Annotated in this window: 17 protein-coding genes; 10 read left to right on the forward strand and 7 right to left on the reverse strand. The window is 63.4% G+C overall.

All coding sequences use genetic code 11. The features are described 5' to 3' along the window. The first annotated feature begins 46 nt into the window (after positions 1-46). Genes LHFGNBLO_RS08400 through LHFGNBLO_RS08415 form a run of 4 tightly spaced genes read left to right on the forward strand, consistent with a single transcriptional unit; the run spans position 47 to position 3742 of the window. Positions 47-742 (forward strand): CerR family C-terminal domain-containing protein, encoded by a 696-nt coding sequence (locus LHFGNBLO_RS08400; RefSeq protein ID WP_258605816.1) that lies wholly within the window; start codon positions 47-49, stop codon positions 740-742. Then, entirely contained in the window at positions 739-1692 is a 954-nt protein-coding gene (locus tag LHFGNBLO_RS08405; RefSeq protein ID WP_258605817.1) for an HlyD family secretion protein, read from the forward strand. The genes LHFGNBLO_RS08400 and LHFGNBLO_RS08405 overlap by 4 nt, the downstream gene beginning before the upstream one ends. Next, positions 1689-2609, forward strand: coding sequence for an ABC transporter ATP-binding protein (locus LHFGNBLO_RS08410; RefSeq protein ID WP_258605818.1), 921 nt, complete (start codon positions 1689-1691; stop codon positions 2607-2609). The genes LHFGNBLO_RS08405 and LHFGNBLO_RS08410 overlap by 4 nt, the downstream gene beginning before the upstream one ends. Continuing rightward, a complete protein-coding gene (locus tag LHFGNBLO_RS08415; protein WP_258605820.1) occupies positions 2606-3742 on the forward strand; it encodes an ABC transporter permease in 1137 nt (378 codons plus the stop codon). The genes LHFGNBLO_RS08410 and LHFGNBLO_RS08415 overlap by 4 nt, the downstream gene beginning before the upstream one ends. Positions 3743-3800: 58 nt before the next feature. On the opposite strand, the gene LHFGNBLO_RS08420 is transcribed toward LHFGNBLO_RS08415, so the two are convergent. Further along, positions 3801-4778, reverse strand: a complete 978-nt coding sequence (locus LHFGNBLO_RS08420) for a threonine/serine dehydratase (RefSeq protein ID WP_258605822.1) — start codon at positions 4776-4778, stop codon at positions 3801-3803. A 59-nt stretch (positions 4779-4837) separates the two neighbouring features. On the opposite strand from LHFGNBLO_RS08420, the gene LHFGNBLO_RS08425 reads away from it, so the two are divergent. After that, a complete protein-coding gene (locus tag LHFGNBLO_RS08425; protein WP_258605823.1) occupies positions 4838-5050 on the forward strand; it encodes a hypothetical protein in 213 nt (70 codons plus the stop codon). 46 nt (positions 5051-5096) lie between these two features. Here the strand turns inward: LHFGNBLO_RS08425 and LHFGNBLO_RS08430 are convergent, their stop codons facing one another. Then, a complete protein-coding gene (locus LHFGNBLO_RS08430) occupies positions 5097-5417 on the reverse strand; it encodes a hypothetical protein (protein ID WP_258605825.1) in 321 nt (106 codons plus the stop codon). Between the two features lie 178 nt (positions 5418-5595). Between LHFGNBLO_RS08430 and mbfA the strand changes: the two genes are divergently transcribed. Continuing rightward, positions 5596-6579 carry an iron exporter MbfA gene (gene mbfA, locus LHFGNBLO_RS08435; RefSeq protein ID WP_258605827.1) on the forward strand — a complete coding sequence of 328 codons (984 nt, stop codon included), beginning with the start codon at positions 5596-5598 and terminating at the stop codon, positions 6577-6579. On the opposite strand, the gene LHFGNBLO_RS08440 is transcribed toward mbfA, so the two are convergent. The 3 genes from LHFGNBLO_RS08440 to LHFGNBLO_RS08450 all read right to left on the reverse strand — a co-directional run bounded on the left by LHFGNBLO_RS08440 (position 6576) and on the right by LHFGNBLO_RS08450 (position 7554). Further along, entirely contained in the window at positions 6576-6920 is a 345-nt protein-coding gene (locus LHFGNBLO_RS08440; RefSeq protein ID WP_258605828.1) for an antibiotic biosynthesis monooxygenase family protein, read from the reverse strand. The genes mbfA and LHFGNBLO_RS08440 overlap by 4 nt on opposite strands. Next, positions 6917-7249, reverse strand: coding sequence for an NIPSNAP family protein (locus LHFGNBLO_RS08445; protein ID WP_258605830.1), 333 nt, complete (start codon positions 7247-7249; stop codon positions 6917-6919). The genes LHFGNBLO_RS08440 and LHFGNBLO_RS08445 overlap by 4 nt, the downstream gene beginning before the upstream one ends. An 86-nt stretch (positions 7250-7335) precedes the next feature. Beyond that, positions 7336-7554, reverse strand: a complete 219-nt coding sequence (locus LHFGNBLO_RS08450) for a DUF1127 domain-containing protein (protein WP_258605832.1) — start codon at positions 7552-7554, stop codon at positions 7336-7338. Positions 7555-7622: 68 nt separating this feature from the next. Between LHFGNBLO_RS08450 and LHFGNBLO_RS08455 the strand changes: the two genes are divergently transcribed. Further along, positions 7623-8297, forward strand: a complete 675-nt coding sequence (locus tag LHFGNBLO_RS08455) for an ArsR/SmtB family transcription factor (protein WP_258605833.1) — start codon at positions 7623-7625, stop codon at positions 8295-8297. Between the two features lie 3 nt (positions 8298-8300). Here LHFGNBLO_RS08455 and ligD read toward each other — a convergent pair whose 3' ends face one another. Both ligD and LHFGNBLO_RS08465 read right to left on the reverse strand, forming a co-directional pair. Continuing rightward, positions 8301-10802 (reverse strand): DNA ligase D, encoded by a 2502-nt coding sequence (gene ligD, locus LHFGNBLO_RS08460; protein WP_258605834.1) that lies wholly within the window; start codon positions 10800-10802, stop codon positions 8301-8303. A 13-nt stretch (positions 10803-10815) separates the two neighbouring features. Further along, positions 10816-11685 carry a Ku protein gene (locus LHFGNBLO_RS08465; RefSeq protein WP_258605836.1) on the reverse strand — a complete coding sequence of 290 codons (870 nt, stop codon included), beginning with the start codon at positions 11683-11685 and terminating at the stop codon, positions 10816-10818. A 362-nt stretch (positions 11686-12047) separates the two neighbouring features. On the opposite strand from LHFGNBLO_RS08465, the gene LHFGNBLO_RS08470 reads away from it, so the two are divergent. From LHFGNBLO_RS08470 to LHFGNBLO_RS08480, 3 genes are all read left to right on the forward strand, one after another. Further along, positions 12048-12194: a hypothetical protein gene (locus LHFGNBLO_RS08470; RefSeq protein WP_258605838.1), complete on the forward strand. Its 147-nt coding sequence runs from the start codon at positions 12048-12050 to the stop codon at positions 12192-12194. 179 nt (positions 12195-12373) lie between these two features. Further along, the gene (locus LHFGNBLO_RS08475; RefSeq protein WP_258605840.1) at positions 12374-12817 is read left to right on the forward strand and encodes a thiol-disulfide oxidoreductase DCC family protein; all 444 of its coding nucleotides are present in this window, start codon (positions 12374-12376) and stop codon (positions 12815-12817) included. Between the two features lie 63 nt (positions 12818-12880). Then, a complete protein-coding gene (locus LHFGNBLO_RS08480) occupies positions 12881-14590 on the forward strand; it encodes an SDR family oxidoreductase (RefSeq protein ID WP_258605841.1) in 1710 nt (569 codons plus the stop codon). The last annotated feature ends 117 nt before the right edge of the window (positions 14591-14707 follow it).

Here is a 14707-nt window from a genome sequence, read left to right on the forward strand (position 1 = left end):
ACGGAGTCTCTTGACTTTAATCATTCGATTGATTAAATTGATGACCATGAGCAGATCATCGACCGCCAAAATCCCGCCTCGCGAGGCATCCGCCGCCGACAAGACACGCGCGGCACTCGTCCGCGCGGCGCTGAAACTGTTCGGGCGGCAAGGTTTCGACGGCACCTCGACGCGCGAGATCGCGGCGGAGGCCAAGGCCAATATCGGCTCGATCGCCTATCATTTCGGCGGCAAGGAAGGGCTCCGCGCCGCTGCCGCCGACCATATCGTCGACACCATCCAGGCCATTGCCGGCCAGGCGATCGGTAACCCGCAGGTACCTGCGGCGACAATGAACGACCCCGAGGCGGCGCGGGCGCAATTGTTCACCGCATTGGAGCGGATGGTGGCGTTCATCGTGGCAAGTCCCGAGGCCGGAGAGATCGTACAATTCGTACTTCGCGAGCTGTCGCATCCGACCGCCGCGCTCGACCGCATCTATGACGGCGTGTTCGAGCCGACGCATCGCCGGCTCTGCCTGATCTGGGAACAGGCAACAGGCGAGGCGGCCGAGAGCGAGGCTACCCGGCTCACCGTGTTCACGCTGATCGGCCAGGTCATCTATTTCCGCATCGGGCGCGAGGCGGTGATGCGCCGCATGGGTTGGCGTGAGATCGGTGACGCCGAAGCCGCCAAGGTGGTGGCGGTGGTGGAGGGCAACCTCACCGCGATCCTGGCCGCCCGGAAGGGGTCAAAATCATGAGCTTCCTCTGTTCCCTGCCGCTCGCCGCCCAGCTGTTTGGTGCCTGCGCACCGGCCGCACCGCTCGCCGTCGGCTATGTCGAGGGCGACTATGTGCTGCTGGCGCCGATCGAGGTGGCGCAGGTCGAGACGGTTGCGGTCAAGCGCGGCGACCGTGTCATGCCGGGCACCCCGGTTGTGACGCTGGAGAGCGCCGATGCCAGGATCGCCGTGGCGCAGGCCGAAGCGGGTCTCGCCCAGGCGCAGGCGCAACTTGCCGACCTGCAGGTCGGCAAGCGGCCGGAAGAGATCGCGGTGCTCAAAGCTGAGGTCGACATGGCAAGAGCGCAGGCCGCCGACGCCAAGCGCAGGTATGACCGCGCCAGCGACCTGTTCAAGCGCGGCACCGGCACGCAGGCCGATTACGACACGGCCTCGGCGACGCTGGAGACCGCGGATGCCCAGGTCGGCCAGGCGGAGGCCAATCTCGCCGTCGGCGGCCTGCCGGCTCGGCCGGAGACGATCAAGGCCGCCGACAACCAGGTCAAGCAGGCGCAGGCGACGTTGGCGCAGGCGCAATGGCGGCTGTCCAAGCGCGTGCTGGCAGCACCCTCGCCAGGCCGTGTCAACGACGTCATCCGCAATCCGGGCGACACCGCCGGCCCGACCGCGCCGGTGATCTCCATACTGCCGGACGGCGCGGTGAAACTCAGCGTCTACATACCGGAAAGCGCCTTCTCTTCGGTGAAGGTCGGTACGCTGCTCGGTGTCCATTGCGACGGTTGCGGACCGGATGTGAAGGCGCGCGTCAGCTATGTGTCGCCAGACCCGGAATTCACGCCGCCGGTGATCTACTCCTTGGAGAACCGGCAGAAGCTGGTCTATCTGGTCGAGGCGCGACCGGAGGGCGACGCGAGCGCCTTGCAGCCGGGGCAGATCGTCGATGTCGATCTGGCGGAAGCGGCAAAATGAATGCCATCGACGTCCATGGCCTGGTCAAGCGCTTCGGCAACAAGACCGTCGTCGACCATGTGACGATGACGGTGGCCGAAGGCGAGATCGTCGGCTTCCTCGGCCCGAATGGTTCCGGCAAGACGACGACCATCCGCATCATGTGCGGCTTGCTGACGCCGGATGAGGGTGACGGCACGGTGCTCGGCTTCAACATCCGCACCGACAGTCTGAGCATCAAGCGCGAAGTCGGCTACATGACGCAGAAATTCTCGTTCTACGAGGATCTGACCATCGCCGAGAATCTCGAATTCGTGGCGCGGCTCTACCAGTTGAAGCCGGTCGCTGAACATGTGGCGAAGACGCTGGAAGAGCTCGGCCTGACCTCGCGCAAGGACCAGCTGGCCGGGACGCTGTCCGGCGGCTGGAAGCAGCGGCTGGCGCTGGCCGCCTGCATCATGCACAAGCCGAAACTCTTGTTGCTCGACGAGCCGACGGCGGGCGTCGATCCAAAAGCACGGCGTGAGTTCTGGGACGAGATCCATCGCCTCGCCAATGGCGGACTGACGGTGCTGGTCTCCACCCACTACATGGACGAAGCCGAGCGCTGCCACCGCATCAGCTACATCTCCTATGGCAAGATGCTGGCCACCGGCACGGTCGACGAGGTGGTGCGGAATGCCGGGCTGACGACCTTCGTCGTCCAGGGTCCGCGGCTCGATCAGGTTGCTGCCGCACTCAGCGGCCGCTCCGGCGTCGACCAGGTAGCACCGTTCGGCGCGACGCTGCATGTCGTCGGCTCCGACAAGAAGAAGCTGCAGGCCGCACTCGCCGATGTCGAGAAGGAGCACAAGGGCGTGACGGTGACGCCGGGCGAGACCAGCCTGGAGGATGTGTTCATCCAGTTCATGTCCGGCTCCAGGGACAATATGGCATGAACAGCATCTTTTCCTTCGCCAGGCTCGGCGCGCTGCTGATCAAGGAGTTCATCCAGATGCGGCGCGACCGCATCACCTTCGCCATGATGCTGGGCGTCCCGCTGATGCAGCTGGTGCTGTTCGGCTATGCCATCAACAACGACCCGAAGAGCCTGCCGGCGGCGCTGGTGGCGATGAGCAGCGATCCCTATACGCGAGCCATGGTTTCGGCGCTGCAGACCACCGGCTACTACCGCTTCGACCATGTCGCGCAAAGTGCCGATGAGGCGGAGTTCCTGATGGCGCGCGGCGATGTCGCCTTCGTCGTCACCATCCCCGCCGATTTTGCCCGGCGGGTCGAGCGCGGCGACAGTCCGCAGATCCTGATCGAGGCAGACGCGACCGACCCGGCCGTTGCCAGCGGCGCCATCTCGACGCTGGGCACTGTCGCCAACCAGGCGCTGCTTCGGGCACGCGGCATGCAGGAGACAGCCGCCGAGAACGCCAAAGGCCAGCTCGAAGTGGTCGTGCACCGGCGCTACAATCCGGAAGGCATCTCGCAATACAACATCGTGCCTGGCCTGCTCGGCGTCATCCTGCAGATGACCATGGTGATGATGACCTCGATTGCGCTGACGCGTGAGACCGAACGCGGTACGATGGAGAACCTGCTGGCGATGCCGTCCAGCCCGCTGGAAATCATGATGGGCAAGGTGCTGCCCTATCTGGCGGTCGGCGCCGTGCAGGTCGTGGTGGTGCTGGCCGCGGCCAAGCTTTTGTTTGCCATTCCCTTCATGGGGTCGATGTCGCTGCTGTTGGCCGCGGTCTTCATCTTCGTGCTGGCGCTGGTGCTGCTCGGCTACACGATTTCGACCATCGCCCGCACGCAGATGCAGGCGCTGCAGCTCACCTTCTTTTTCTTCCTGCCGTCGATCCTGCTGTCCGGCTTCATGTTCCCCTATCGCGGCATGCCCGGCTGGGCCCAGGCTTTCGGCGAGATCCTGCCGCTGACGCATTTCCTGCGCATCATCCGCGCGGTGATGCTGAAGGGGGCCGAACTGCCGGCGGTGGCGACGGAGATCGGCTGGCTTGTCGTGTTCGTGGCGTTGTTCGCCGGGGTGGCGCTGGTGCGGTTCAGGCGGACGCTGGATTAGGGCGCGGGCGCGAAGGATCGCCAGAGAACGGCTTTCTTCTGTGCCGCTGCTTCTTCGGCTAAGCCGCCGCCATGATCTCCGCATAGGCGCCGAAATCGACATTGCCGCCAGACAGCACCACGACAACGCATTTGCCGGCGAGATCGATCTCGCCCGATGACAGTGCCGCCAGCCCGACGCTGCCGCCGGGCTCGACCACCAGCTTGAGATAGGCCATGGCGTCACGCATCGCCTGTCTCGTTGCCTGGTCGGAGACGGCAATGACGCCGGCGAGGTTTTTGCGGTTGATCTCGAAGGTGATCGCGCCCGGCTCGGCGACGAGAAGCGCATCGCAGATCGATTGATGACCGGGTTCGTTCATAACCCTGGCGCCCTTGGCCAGCGAGCGGCGGGTGTCATCGAAGTGCTCGGGCTCCACCCCCCAGACCGAAGTGCCCGGCGAAGCGTCCTTGACCGCGATCGAAATGCCGCTCGACAGGCCGCCGCCACCGCAGGGAATGACGACCGCATCGAGGCTTGCACCAAGGGCCTTTGCCTGGCGCACCAGTTCGAGGCCGATCGTGCCCTGGCCGGCAATGATCCTGGGGTCGTCGTAGGGCGGCACAAGAACCATGCCCTGTTCGATGTAAGGGCGAACGACGGTCATACGGTCGTCGCGGACCCGGTCGAACGCAACCACCTCGGCGCCCATCTTGCGGACATTGGCGATCTTCATCGCCGGTGCATCGGTGGGCATGGCGATGATGGCCTTGACGCCAAACATCGCGGCGGAAGCGGCCACGCCTTGCGCGTGGTTGCCCGATGAGAAGGCGACGACGCCGCGGCTGCGTTCCTCCTCGCTCAGCGACGACAGCTTGTTGTAAGCGCCGCGGAACTTGAACGAACCGGTGCGCTGCAGCGTCTCCGGCTTGAACAGGATGCGGCCGCCGAAGCGCTTGTTGAGTTCGGGCGACTCGATCAGCGGCGTTTCGACGATCAGGCCGGAAAGGCGGGCGGCGGCGCTGTGGATGTCGGCAATGCCGGGAGGTGTGGTCATGGCGAGGTCCTGCGGAAATGGGATCGCCCTATGTGCACGGAAAGGCGGGCGGCGCACCAATGAAAAAATGTGACCGTTACAAAGTTTGGAGAATCATGATTGCGCAGGCAGCGCTGCCCCTCATCTGGCTGCCGCCATCTTTCCCCGTGAACGGGGAGAAGGACGCTGTCGTCGACCATTTCGCCAATCATCGACGTTGCAGGAAAGGCACCGCCGTTGCGGCCACCTTCTTTCTCCCCGTTTACGGCGAGAAATGCCCGGCAGGGCAATGAGGGGCGGCGCCGAGATCGGCCATTGGCTTTGGCGCGAACCGGGTTCTCAGCCGAGCAGAGCCCGCCGCTTGGTGCCGCCGAGCTTGCGCCAGGTGTTGAAGCGGTGCGTGGCGGCGGCGAAGGAGATTTTCATCTGCTGGGCTACCGAATAGCGCGACTTGCCCTCGTCGAACATACGGTAGCAGCACTCGACGCCCTCTTCGGTCAGCTTGCCGTCGGGAGCCTTGTTGTGCGGGTTTGCGGGGTCGAATTTTTCGACCTGCTGTTCGACCAAGCCTTTCAGGCGCTGCAGGTCGGCCTCGATGCTGGCGATGAGATCGAGAACGGGTTTCGGATCAAATGCGTGTGGGTGCGGTTTTGCCGGCATCTGGGGAGTCCTTTCTCTTGGCTTAGGTTCAGCTATATAGGTGAACATTCGCTGATAATGAAGGCCTGCCTTGAGGATTTCCGCTTCAAATAATTTTGATCGCCGGGAACCGCATATGATTGACCCTGAGCACACCGAACCCTAGTTTAGAATTATTCTAAACTAGGGTGAATTCCTCATGCTTTCGCGCGTTTTCGGCTTTGGCCGCCGTTCTTTTGAATCGCTCACGGAACAGGAGATCCTGGCGCTTGCCATCTCGTCCGAGGAAGATGACGGACGCATCTACCGTGCCTATGCCGACGGACTGGCGGACAGCTTTCCGCAATCGGCAAAGGTGTTCGAGGCGATGGCCGAGGAGGAGGACGGCCATCGCGACGCGCTGATCGAGCTTTACCGCAAGCGTTTCGGCGAGCGCATTCCGCTGATCCGGCGCGACCATGTGAAGGGCTATTATGAGCGCAAGCCTGACTGGCTGGTGAGGCCGCTCGGCATCGAGCATGTGCGCCGGCAGGCCGAGGCGATGGAGCAGCAGGCCTATCTGTTCTATGTCGAGGCGGCCAAGCGCACCAGCGACGCCTTGACGCGAAAGCTGCTCGACGATCTGGCGGTAGCCGAGCTGGGCCACGAGACGCTGGCGCAGCGGCTGGAACAGAAACACGTCTCGGGCCCGGTGAAGGACGAAGAGGCCGCGGCCGAGCAGCGCCAGTTCATCCTGACCTATGTCCAGCCGGGTCTGGCCGGGCTGATGGACGGCTCGGTATCGACGCTGGCGCCGATCTTCGCCGCCGCCTTCGCCACCCACGACACCTGGCAGACCTTTCTGGTCGGGCTGGCCGCCTCGATCGGCGCCGGCATCTCGATGGGCTTCACCGAAGTCGCTTCCGACGACGGCAAGCTGTCGGGCCGCGGCTCGCCGGTGAAACGCGGCATCACCACCGGGTTGATGACTGCGCTGGGCGGGCTGGGTCACGCGCTGCCCTATCTCATTCCGCAGTTCTGGACGGCGACGGCCGTCGCGGCGGTGGTGGTGTTCTTCGAGCTGTGGGCGATCGCCTTCGTGCAGAACCGTTACATGCAGACGCCGTTCTGGCGCGCTGCCTTCCAAGTGGTGCTGGGCGGCGCGCTGGTGTTTACGGCGGGCGTGCTGATCGGGAATGCCTAGCCATTCACCGCCCGACTATCCTCAGGCGCCTCAGCCCTTTCGGTCAGGCTGTAGTCGCGCACGACGTGGGCGATGCGAAGACGATAGCCGGCAAATATTCCGCCACGGCCGGCCTTCTGCGCCTGCCGGTGTTCCTCCGTGTTGCGCCAGGCCCTTACTGCCTCCTCGTCGCGCCAGAACGACAGCGACAGGATGCGGTTCGGGTCGACCAGGCTCTGGAAGCGCTCGATCGAGATAAAGCCGTCGATGCCGTCCAGCAGCGGGCGCAGCGCGGCCGCTATGCCGAGATAGGCATCGCGCTTGCCCGCCGCCGGCTCGACCTCGAAGATGACGGCGATCATATCTTCACCAAGGGAGCGTGTGGCCCGGAGGCCAGCTTCAGGAACATCCGGTCCTCTTTCAAGATGAATTTTTCCCGTCTGGCGAATTCGTAGTTGGCCTTGCCGGCCGGATCGGCGGCGAGCCGGGCGCGGTAGGCTTCGTAAGCCGCCAGGCTGTCGATGTTGTAGGCGGCATAGGCCGTGGTGGCCGAGCCTTCATGCGGCGCAAAATAGCCGATCAGATCGGCGCCGCAGCGCGGAATCGCCTGGCCCCAATTGCGGGCATATTCCTCGAACGCCGCCTTGCCGAACGGATCGATCTCGTAACGGATGAAACAGGTGATGGCCATTTTCGTCTCCTTGTTGTGTTGCGACGACAGTTCGAGCGGGGTCGAAACGTTCTGCGGATAGATCTGCTAGGCAATTCCCTGGCTGGTCATGTTTGCCAGAAGGATTTCGCGCACTCGCGGCGCACGTCTTCGGGCGTCAGGCCAAGGTCTCGCAACAGGTGATCGTCGATCTCGGCGAGGTCGAGGCGCTGAAGATGGCGGTCGTACCAGCGCGCCAGGAGCCGCAACCGCAACCAGCGCAGGATCATGAACGGGAATGGCAGCCGGGCGACAGGTGCGGCGTTGGAAGCGGCTCTTGTTGTCATCGTCGTCTCCTTGATCTGGTCGGAGAATAATGATTATCTGACAAGAATGCTTCGATGAGGAACGAACTATGCGTGAGGGACCCGACATAGCCCGCATCGCCAGCCTGGTCGGCGATCCGGCGCGGGCAAACATGCTGACCGCGCTGATGGGCGGCACGGCGCTGACGGCGAGCGAACTGGCGCTGGAGGCCGGCGTGTCGCTGCCGACCGCCAGCTCGCATCTGGGCAAACTGATGGAGGGCGGGCTGCTGACCGTGGCGAGCCAGGGACGGCACCGCTACTACGGCCTCGCCGGCCCGCAAGTGGCAGGCATGATCGAGGCCATCACCGGAGTGGCCGCTTCGGTCGGACCGCAACGGGTGCGGCCGGGGCCTCGAGACGCGGCGATGCGCGTGGCCCGGGTGTGCTATGACCACCTCGCCGGCGAGCAGGCGGTGGCAATGCTGGACCGTCTTGTCGAACGACAAATCCTGGTGCGCGAAGACAAGGAGATCAGGCTCGGGCCGGCGGCCGCTTCGCATTTCGCCGCGATCGGCATCGATGTCTACACCAAGCCACGGCGGCCGGTGTGTCGCGCCTGCCTTGACTGGAGCGTGCGGCGCTCGCATCTGGCCGGCACGCTGGGCGCCGCCATCCTCGACAAGATTCTTCTGGAGAAATGGGCGCGGCGCGAGAAGGACAGCCGCGCGGTGGTCTTTTCGCCGACGGGGAAGCAAGCGTTCGAGAGGGTGTTTCTCGGCTAATGATCAGCCGCGCTTCAGCACCTTCCCCAGCTTGAAGAAATCCGCCCAGGGGTCGGCTTTGGCCAACTGCTTCAGGGTCGTCTTGTCGCCGATCGGGAAGGCGTTCGGTGCCAACCCGGCCTCGATCTCAGCCCAGGTCACCGGCATCGACACGGTGGCGCCCTTCTTGGCGCGCGAGGAATAGGGCGCGACCGTTGTCGAGCCCCGGCCGTTGCGCAGATAGTCGACGAAGATTTTTCCCGTGCGCGCCCTCTTCGACAGCGTCGCCGTGTAGCGCTCCGGTGCGGCCTGTTCCAGCGCGCGGGCGAAATCATGGGCGAAGGTTTTTACCTCTTCCCAATCCGCCGATGGTTTCAGCGGCACGACGACATGGTAGCCCTTGCCGCCCGATGTCTTGACGAGGTTCGGCAGGGACAAATCGTCGAGCTTGCCGCGGATGTCGAGTGCAGCTTCGCGCACCGCCTTGACGTCGACGCCCTCGTCGGGATCGAGATCGAAGACGATCTGATCGGGCTTTTCCAATTCCTCGATCGTGCAGCCCCAGATGTGGATCTCGACCACGCCGTTCTGGACCAAAGCGGCAAGGCCGTCGAAATCCCTGATGAACAAAATCTCCTCGCCGTCCGTCGGGTCCTTCATCCTGGCGATCTTCTCATGCATGCCGGCCGACGCATGCTTCTGGAAGAAGCGCGGGCCGCCGATACCGTCCGGCGCCCGCACCAGGCTGAGCGGCCGGTTGACGACGAATTGCTGCATGCGCGGCCAGACCAGGGCGTAGTGCTCAAGCAGGCCCTGCTTCGAGATCTTTTCCTCGGGCCACAGCAGCTTGTCCGGGTGGGACAGTTTGACGACGGTTTTCACCGTCCCGGCGGATTTCGTGGCGGCCGGCTTTGCCTTGGTCTCGACCGTCGATGCTTTCGGCTTTTCCTGCACGACTTCCTCCGCCGGCTTGTCCTCGCGCAATCCCTGGAACGACGCGTGGCGTATTATATGGTCCGACGTCCAGCTGCGAAACTCCACTTCGCCGACAAGCTCGGGCTTGACCCAGACCAGCCCCTTGCCATTCGGCACGGAAGCATCGAAGGGTGAGGCCGTTGCCTTCAGCGCATCGAGTTTTTTCTTCAGGTCGCCAGCCGTCTTGACCGAAAACCCTGTACCAACACGACCGGCATAGTGCAGCTTGCCGCCCTCGTTATAACCGACCAGCAGCGAGCGCAGCCCGCGCCCGGTCTTTTCCGACGGCAGATAGCCGCCGATGACGAATTCCTGGCGCAGTGTGCATTTCGACTTCACCCAGGACAGGCCACGGCCGCTGCGATAGGGCGCGTCGGCGCGTTTGGAAACTATGCCTTCCAGTCCCATGCGGCAGGCGTGCTGCAGCATCACCTTGCCGGGCTCGGCAAAATGGTCGCTGAAACGCAGCGCCGCATTGTCGGACTGTTTGCCGAGCAATTCCTGCAAAGCCTGCTTGCGCTCGACCATTGGTTGGCTGCGCAAGTCTTCGCCGTCGAGACGCATCAGGTCGAAGACATAGTAGATGAAGCGACTGGTCCGGTTTGCCGACAGGTCCTGCTGCAGCAATGAAAAGGACGATACGCCGCTGTCGGCCAGCACGACGATCTCGCCGTCTATGATGGCGTCGCTGCATTTCAGACGCCCGAGTTCCGCAACAATCTCGCCGCCGAATTTGTCCGTCCAATCGAGACCGGTGCGCGTCAACAACCGCACTTCGGTGCCGGCAAGCTGTGCCTGCATGCGATAACCGTCGAATTTTACCTCGTGCAACCACTGCTTGCCTGCAGGCGCATCCTTCTCCAGGGTTGCGAGGCAAGGCTCGATGAATTCGAGCCGTTTCGCCGCGCTGGCCTTTGCCTTGCCGGTAGCCGGCTTGTTGGAATGCCAGACTTTTGGCTTCTTGCCGTTGACAGTCTTGCCTTCTGCGACCTCCTCGATCGTCAGGCCCGACTTCACCGATTGCGGGGCTTCCTGCAAAATGTCCTCGCCGGGCCGGGCGGCGGCATCGTCGGACTTGATCAGCAGCCAGTTGTTGCGCTTTTCCCCAGCGCGTGGTTTCAATCTGACCAGATGCCAGAGGCCGTGCAATTTGTGGCCGTGCAGCTCGAAGCCGATATGGCCCTTCTTCATCGCCTTGGCCGGATCGATCTCGGGGGTCCAGGTGCCCTCGTCCCAGACGATGACCGTGCCGCCGCCATATTCGCCCTTGGGAATGGTGCCTTCGAAGGGCGCGTAGTCGATGGGATGGTCCTCGACATGCACCGCCAGCCGCTTCTCGTGCGGGTCGAGGCTCGGGCCGCGCGTCACCGCCCAGCTCCACAGCACGCCATTGTGTTCGAGGCGGAGGTCGTAGTGCAGCCTTGTCGCATCATGCTTGTGGATGACGAAGATGCCGCCGGCCTTGCCTTTACCGCTGCTCGAAACCTTGCCGGCCGGCTCGGCGGTTTTCTTGAAATCGCGCTTGGAATGATACTGTTCGAGGCCGGCCATCTGGTCCGTGTCCTCAGGCAGATTTGCGCTTGGCGGCAGCGGCTTTCGGCTTGGCGCTTTTGGCCACGGGCTTGGCTTTTGCCGAGGCAGCCTTGGATGAGCCGGCATCCGACGACAGGCTCTTCTTCAGGGCATCGAACAGATTGACGACGTTGGACGGTTTTGGCGCTGCCGTGGCCTGCGGCGCCTTCTTGCCGGCTTTCTTGGCGCGGATCAGTTCGAGGAGGGCATTCTCATATTTGTCGTCGAATTTCGAGGGATCGAACTTTGCTTTCTTCTTGTCGATGATGAGCTCGGCCAGATCGGTTATTTCCTGATCGGTCTTCACATCTTTGATGTCGTCGAAGACGGTGCCGGGCTGGCGCACGGTGTTGTCGTAGCGCAGCGTCGTCAGCACCATGCCCTTGCCCAGCGGCTCGATGACCACCGGGCGTTCCCGTTGATAGAGCACGATGCGGGCCAGCCCCGCCATTTTCTTGCCCGCCATGGCGTCGCGAATGACGGCGAAAGCCTCCTCCGACACCTTGTCGGCCGGGGCGACATAATAGGGCGTGTCGAGATAGATCTGCTGGATCGAGGATTTGTCGACGAAGCCGTCGAGGCTCATCGTGTGCGAGGATTCGATCTGGACCGCCTCGATCTCGTCTTCCTCGATATGGACGAAATCGCCGTCGCTGACCTCATAGCCCTTGATCTCGTCACCCTCGCCCAACGGCTTGCCGGTCTCCGCATCGACAAAGATGCGTTTGACGGTGTTGCCGGTCTTACGGTTGAGCACCCGGAACGAGACCTTTTCCGTATGGGTGACGACATTTGTCAATTCGACGGCGCAGGTGACCAGCGAGAGCTTCAGATAGCCTTCCCAGGCCGGACGCGGCGCCATGACAAACTCCCTGAGCTGTGCGGTTCAACCGAGAACGGGCAAAGCCCATTCCGGTTCCGGTCGCACTGATGGCAGGCTGACCGCTTCATGGGCGTTCGCGCACGGAAATTTCGCGATGGCGGTAGATATTGAAACAGAACCGCGCCCAAGCGACATTCAGGCGAAACATATGTGATGCAAAAGTCACACCGGCCGAAATGCCGACGAACTGCACCGAAAGACCCCGAATCAGCCGCATTGCGGCCACGAACCAAGGGGTTTTTGACCAAAGATTAACATCGTGTTCACCGACTATTCACGCCTCAACGCTATGATGCCCGCAATTCGGAAGGGACATCCGAAAAGGGACAGGGACAGGTACAATGAACTTCTGGACTCACATCGCCGGCTATGCCGCCGCCATCCGCGAATTCGTCGCGCCGAGCTATCGGCCGGAGCGCTATTACATGCGCGGCCCCGGCCCGGCCTGTGCACGTCGTGGCAACTCGCTCGGCGTCAGCGCGCACTGATCATGACTTTCGAGACCCGTCATGACAGCCGGATTTGCAGACCGGGCGCAAACCATCGCGCAACCACCTATCGCGCCGAGCGCTCTGCGCTGGCCGAAAAACGGCGTGCGACAACGCCGCGGCTTTGATCCTCGCGCCGGCAGGCTTAGTGTCCTCTGACACCAGCTGCCGGGCTCCACGTGACCATCAAGCCAAACCATCCTCCTGATACGTCAGTCTTCGATGCCGCCCAACCGTTGCTCGTTTTCGACGGCGTCTGCGTGTTCTGCTCGGGCTTCGTGCGAATGGTGATCCGGCTCGACCGCAAAAGCCGCTTCCGCTTTGCCACGGCGCAGTCGCCGTTTGGTGAGGCGCTGTTTCAAAAATACGGGCTGAGGACGGACAGCTACGAGACTAATCTGGTCCTTATCGGCGGAACCGCCTTCACTCGCCTCGACAGTTTCGTTGCCGTCATGGCCGAACTGGGCTGGCCGTGGCGAGCGGCGAAACTGTTGCTGCTTTTGCCGCGCCCGCTCCGCAATTGGCTCTATGATCGCATCGCCAAGAATCGCTATGCGCTGTTCGGCAAGAGGGACAGTTGCGAAATCCCTTCCGCTGAGCTGAGGGGACGGTTGATTGGTTAGGATGCGAACCCCCGGCGGTTTTGCCCGACATGCCGGGAGGATCGGCATTTTGGGGCAGCCGCGATGAAGGTTCTTGTCGTCGGCGGCTATGGCATCTTTGGCGGCCGCATCATCGAACTGCTGGAAGGTGAGCCGCGCCTGACGCTGATCGTCGCCGGGCGCTCGCTCGCCAAGGCCGATGCCCATTGCAAAAGCCGAAGCCGTGCAGTCGCGCAACTCGTTCCGGCGCTGTTCGATCGCAATGGTGATTTGGTTGCCCAACTCGCGTCGCTGCGGCCCGACATTGTCGTCGATGCCAGCGGCCCCTTCCAGGCCTATGGCGAGGGGCGGTACCGGCTGATCGAGGCCTGCATCGGTCAGGGCGTGAATTACCTCGACCTCGCCGACGGATCGGATTTTGTTGCCGGCGTCCCTGCTTTCGACGAGGCGGCGCGCAAGGCAGGCCTGTTCGTGCTGTGCGGGGTCTCCAGTTTCCCGGTGCTGACGGCGGCAGTCGTGCGCCGTCTGTCATCGAACATGACGCGCGTTGACAGCATCCGCGGTGGCATCGCGCCGTCACCTTTTGCCGGCGTCGGCGAAAACGTCATCCGCGCCATTGCGGGTTATGCCGGTCAGCCGGTCGAGCTCGTGCGTGACGGCAAGCCGGCGCAAGGCCATCCACTGACCGAACAGCTTCGCTACACCATCGCACCGCCGGGCCGTGTGCCGCTGAACAACACATTGTTCTCGCTGGTCGACGTTCCCGACCTGCGTGCCCTGGCCGCGCTGTGGCCAGAGGCGAAAACCATCTGGATGGGCGCCGGGCCGGTTCCGGAGGTGCTGCATCGCGCCTTGATTGCGCTGGCATGGCTGGTGCGTTCCCGCCTCGTCGGTTCGCTGTCACCGCTGGCCCCACTGATGCATTGGGCGACGAACCGGCTGCGCTGGGGCGAGCATCGCGGCGGCATGTTCGTCGAGGTGGCAGGGGCGGACCAGACGGGCGTAGCGGTCAAGCGCTCCTGGCATCTTCTGGCCGAAGGCAATGACGGGCCGCTGATTCCGGCGATGGCGGTCGAGGCGCTGGTCCGCAAGACGCTGGACGGACATGGACCTTCGCCGGGCGCGCGGGCGGGCGTGCGCGACCTGGAACTCCGGGATTATGAGAGCCTGTTTGCCAGCAAGGCGATCTATACTGGCTTCAGGGACGAGTCCGCCGGCAAGGACAAACCTCTCTATGCCGCCTTGCTCGGCGACGCCTGGCAAGACCTGCCCGAAGAGATCCGCGCCATGCATGATCACGCCCGGGCGGCGCAAGGACGCGCCAGTGTCGAGCGCGGACGCAATATCCTTGGCCGGCTAATGGGTTGGCTGGTCGGATTTCCCAAAGCGAGCGCCGACGTCCCGGTCCGTGTCCGGTTCGAGGCCGACAGGGACGGCGAGACATGGACGCGGGCATTCGGCGAGCACAGTTTTTCAAGCCGCCAGTTCGAAGGTCAGGGCCGATCAGAGCGACTGCTTTGCGAGCGCTTCGGCCCGCTGGTATTCGCCATGGCGCTGGTTGCCGAAGAGAGACGGCTGGCATTGGTTCTGCGCCGCTGGAGCATTCTTGGCCTGCCTTTGCCGATGTGGCTCTGCCCGCGTTCGAATTCCTTTGAGGCGGTGGAGGACGGCCGCTTCCGCTTCCATGTCGAGATTTCGCATCCTCTCGCCGGCATGATCGTGCGCTATCGCGGCTGGCTGGAGCCATCCGGCTCGCCGAACGAGGCTGCTTCACCTATGGCCCTGACCGGTTAGCGCCGTCGGCCAGGCTGCGTGCTTGCACAAGACGCCGTCTCGGCCGAAAGATTTTTCCGACGCCTGTCGAAATCGGGCCGGGCCGCGCGACATACGTCCGGCTCGCAACGATGCGGC

Source organism: Mesorhizobium sp. AR10 (assembly GCF_024746795.1).
Taxonomy (GTDB): Bacteria; Pseudomonadota; Alphaproteobacteria; order Rhizobiales; family Rhizobiaceae; genus Mesorhizobium.

Bases quoted from the DNA above. Each gene is read 5' to 3' on its own strand.
- LHFGNBLO_RS08405 (WP_258605817.1), top strand. From the start codon at position 739: ATGAGCTTCCTCTGTTCCCTGCCGCTCGCCGCCCAGCTGTTTGGTGCC.
- LHFGNBLO_RS08430 (WP_258605825.1), bottom strand. From the start codon at position 5,417: ATGCCGGCAAAACCGCACCCACACGCATTTGATCCGAAACCCGTTCTC.
- mbfA (WP_258605827.1), top strand. From the start codon at position 5,596: ATGCTTTCGCGCGTTTTCGGCTTTGGCCGCCGTTCTTTTGAATCGCTC.
- LHFGNBLO_RS08455 (WP_258605833.1), top strand. From the start codon at position 7,623: ATGCGTGAGGGACCCGACATAGCCCGCATCGCCAGCCTGGTCGGCGAT.
- LHFGNBLO_RS08415 (WP_258605820.1), top strand. From the start codon at position 2,606: ATGAACAGCATCTTTTCCTTCGCCAGGCTCGGCGCGCTGCTGATCAAG.
- LHFGNBLO_RS08440 (WP_258605828.1), bottom strand. From the start codon at position 6,920: ATGATCGCCGTCATCTTCGAGGTCGAGCCGGCGGCGGGCAAGCGCGAT.
- ligD (WP_258605834.1), bottom strand. From the start codon at position 10,802: ATGGCCGGCCTCGAACAGTATCATTCCAAGCGCGATTTCAAGAAAACC.
- LHFGNBLO_RS08410 (WP_258605818.1), top strand. From the start codon at position 1,689: ATGAATGCCATCGACGTCCATGGCCTGGTCAAGCGCTTCGGCAACAAG.
- LHFGNBLO_RS08445 (WP_258605830.1), bottom strand. From the start codon at position 7,249: ATGGCCATCACCTGTTTCATCCGTTACGAGATCGATCCGTTCGGCAAG.
- LHFGNBLO_RS08480 (WP_258605841.1), top strand. From the start codon at position 12,881: ATGAAGGTTCTTGTCGTCGGCGGCTATGGCATCTTTGGCGGCCGCATC.
- LHFGNBLO_RS08465 (WP_258605836.1), bottom strand. From the start codon at position 11,685: ATGGCGCCGCGTCCGGCCTGGGAAGGCTATCTGAAGCTCTCGCTGGTC.
- LHFGNBLO_RS08400 (WP_258605816.1), top strand. From the start codon at position 47: ATGAGCAGATCATCGACCGCCAAAATCCCGCCTCGCGAGGCATCCGCC.
- LHFGNBLO_RS08425 (WP_258605823.1), top strand. From the start codon at position 4,838: ATGAAAAAATGTGACCGTTACAAAGTTTGGAGAATCATGATTGCGCAG.
- LHFGNBLO_RS08470 (WP_258605838.1), top strand. From the start codon at position 12,048: ATGAACTTCTGGACTCACATCGCCGGCTATGCCGCCGCCATCCGCGAA.
- LHFGNBLO_RS08420 (WP_258605822.1), bottom strand. From the start codon at position 4,778: ATGACCACACCTCCCGGCATTGCCGACATCCACAGCGCCGCCGCCCGC.
- LHFGNBLO_RS08450 (WP_258605832.1), bottom strand. From the start codon at position 7,554: ATGACAACAAGAGCCGCTTCCAACGCCGCACCTGTCGCCCGGCTGCCA.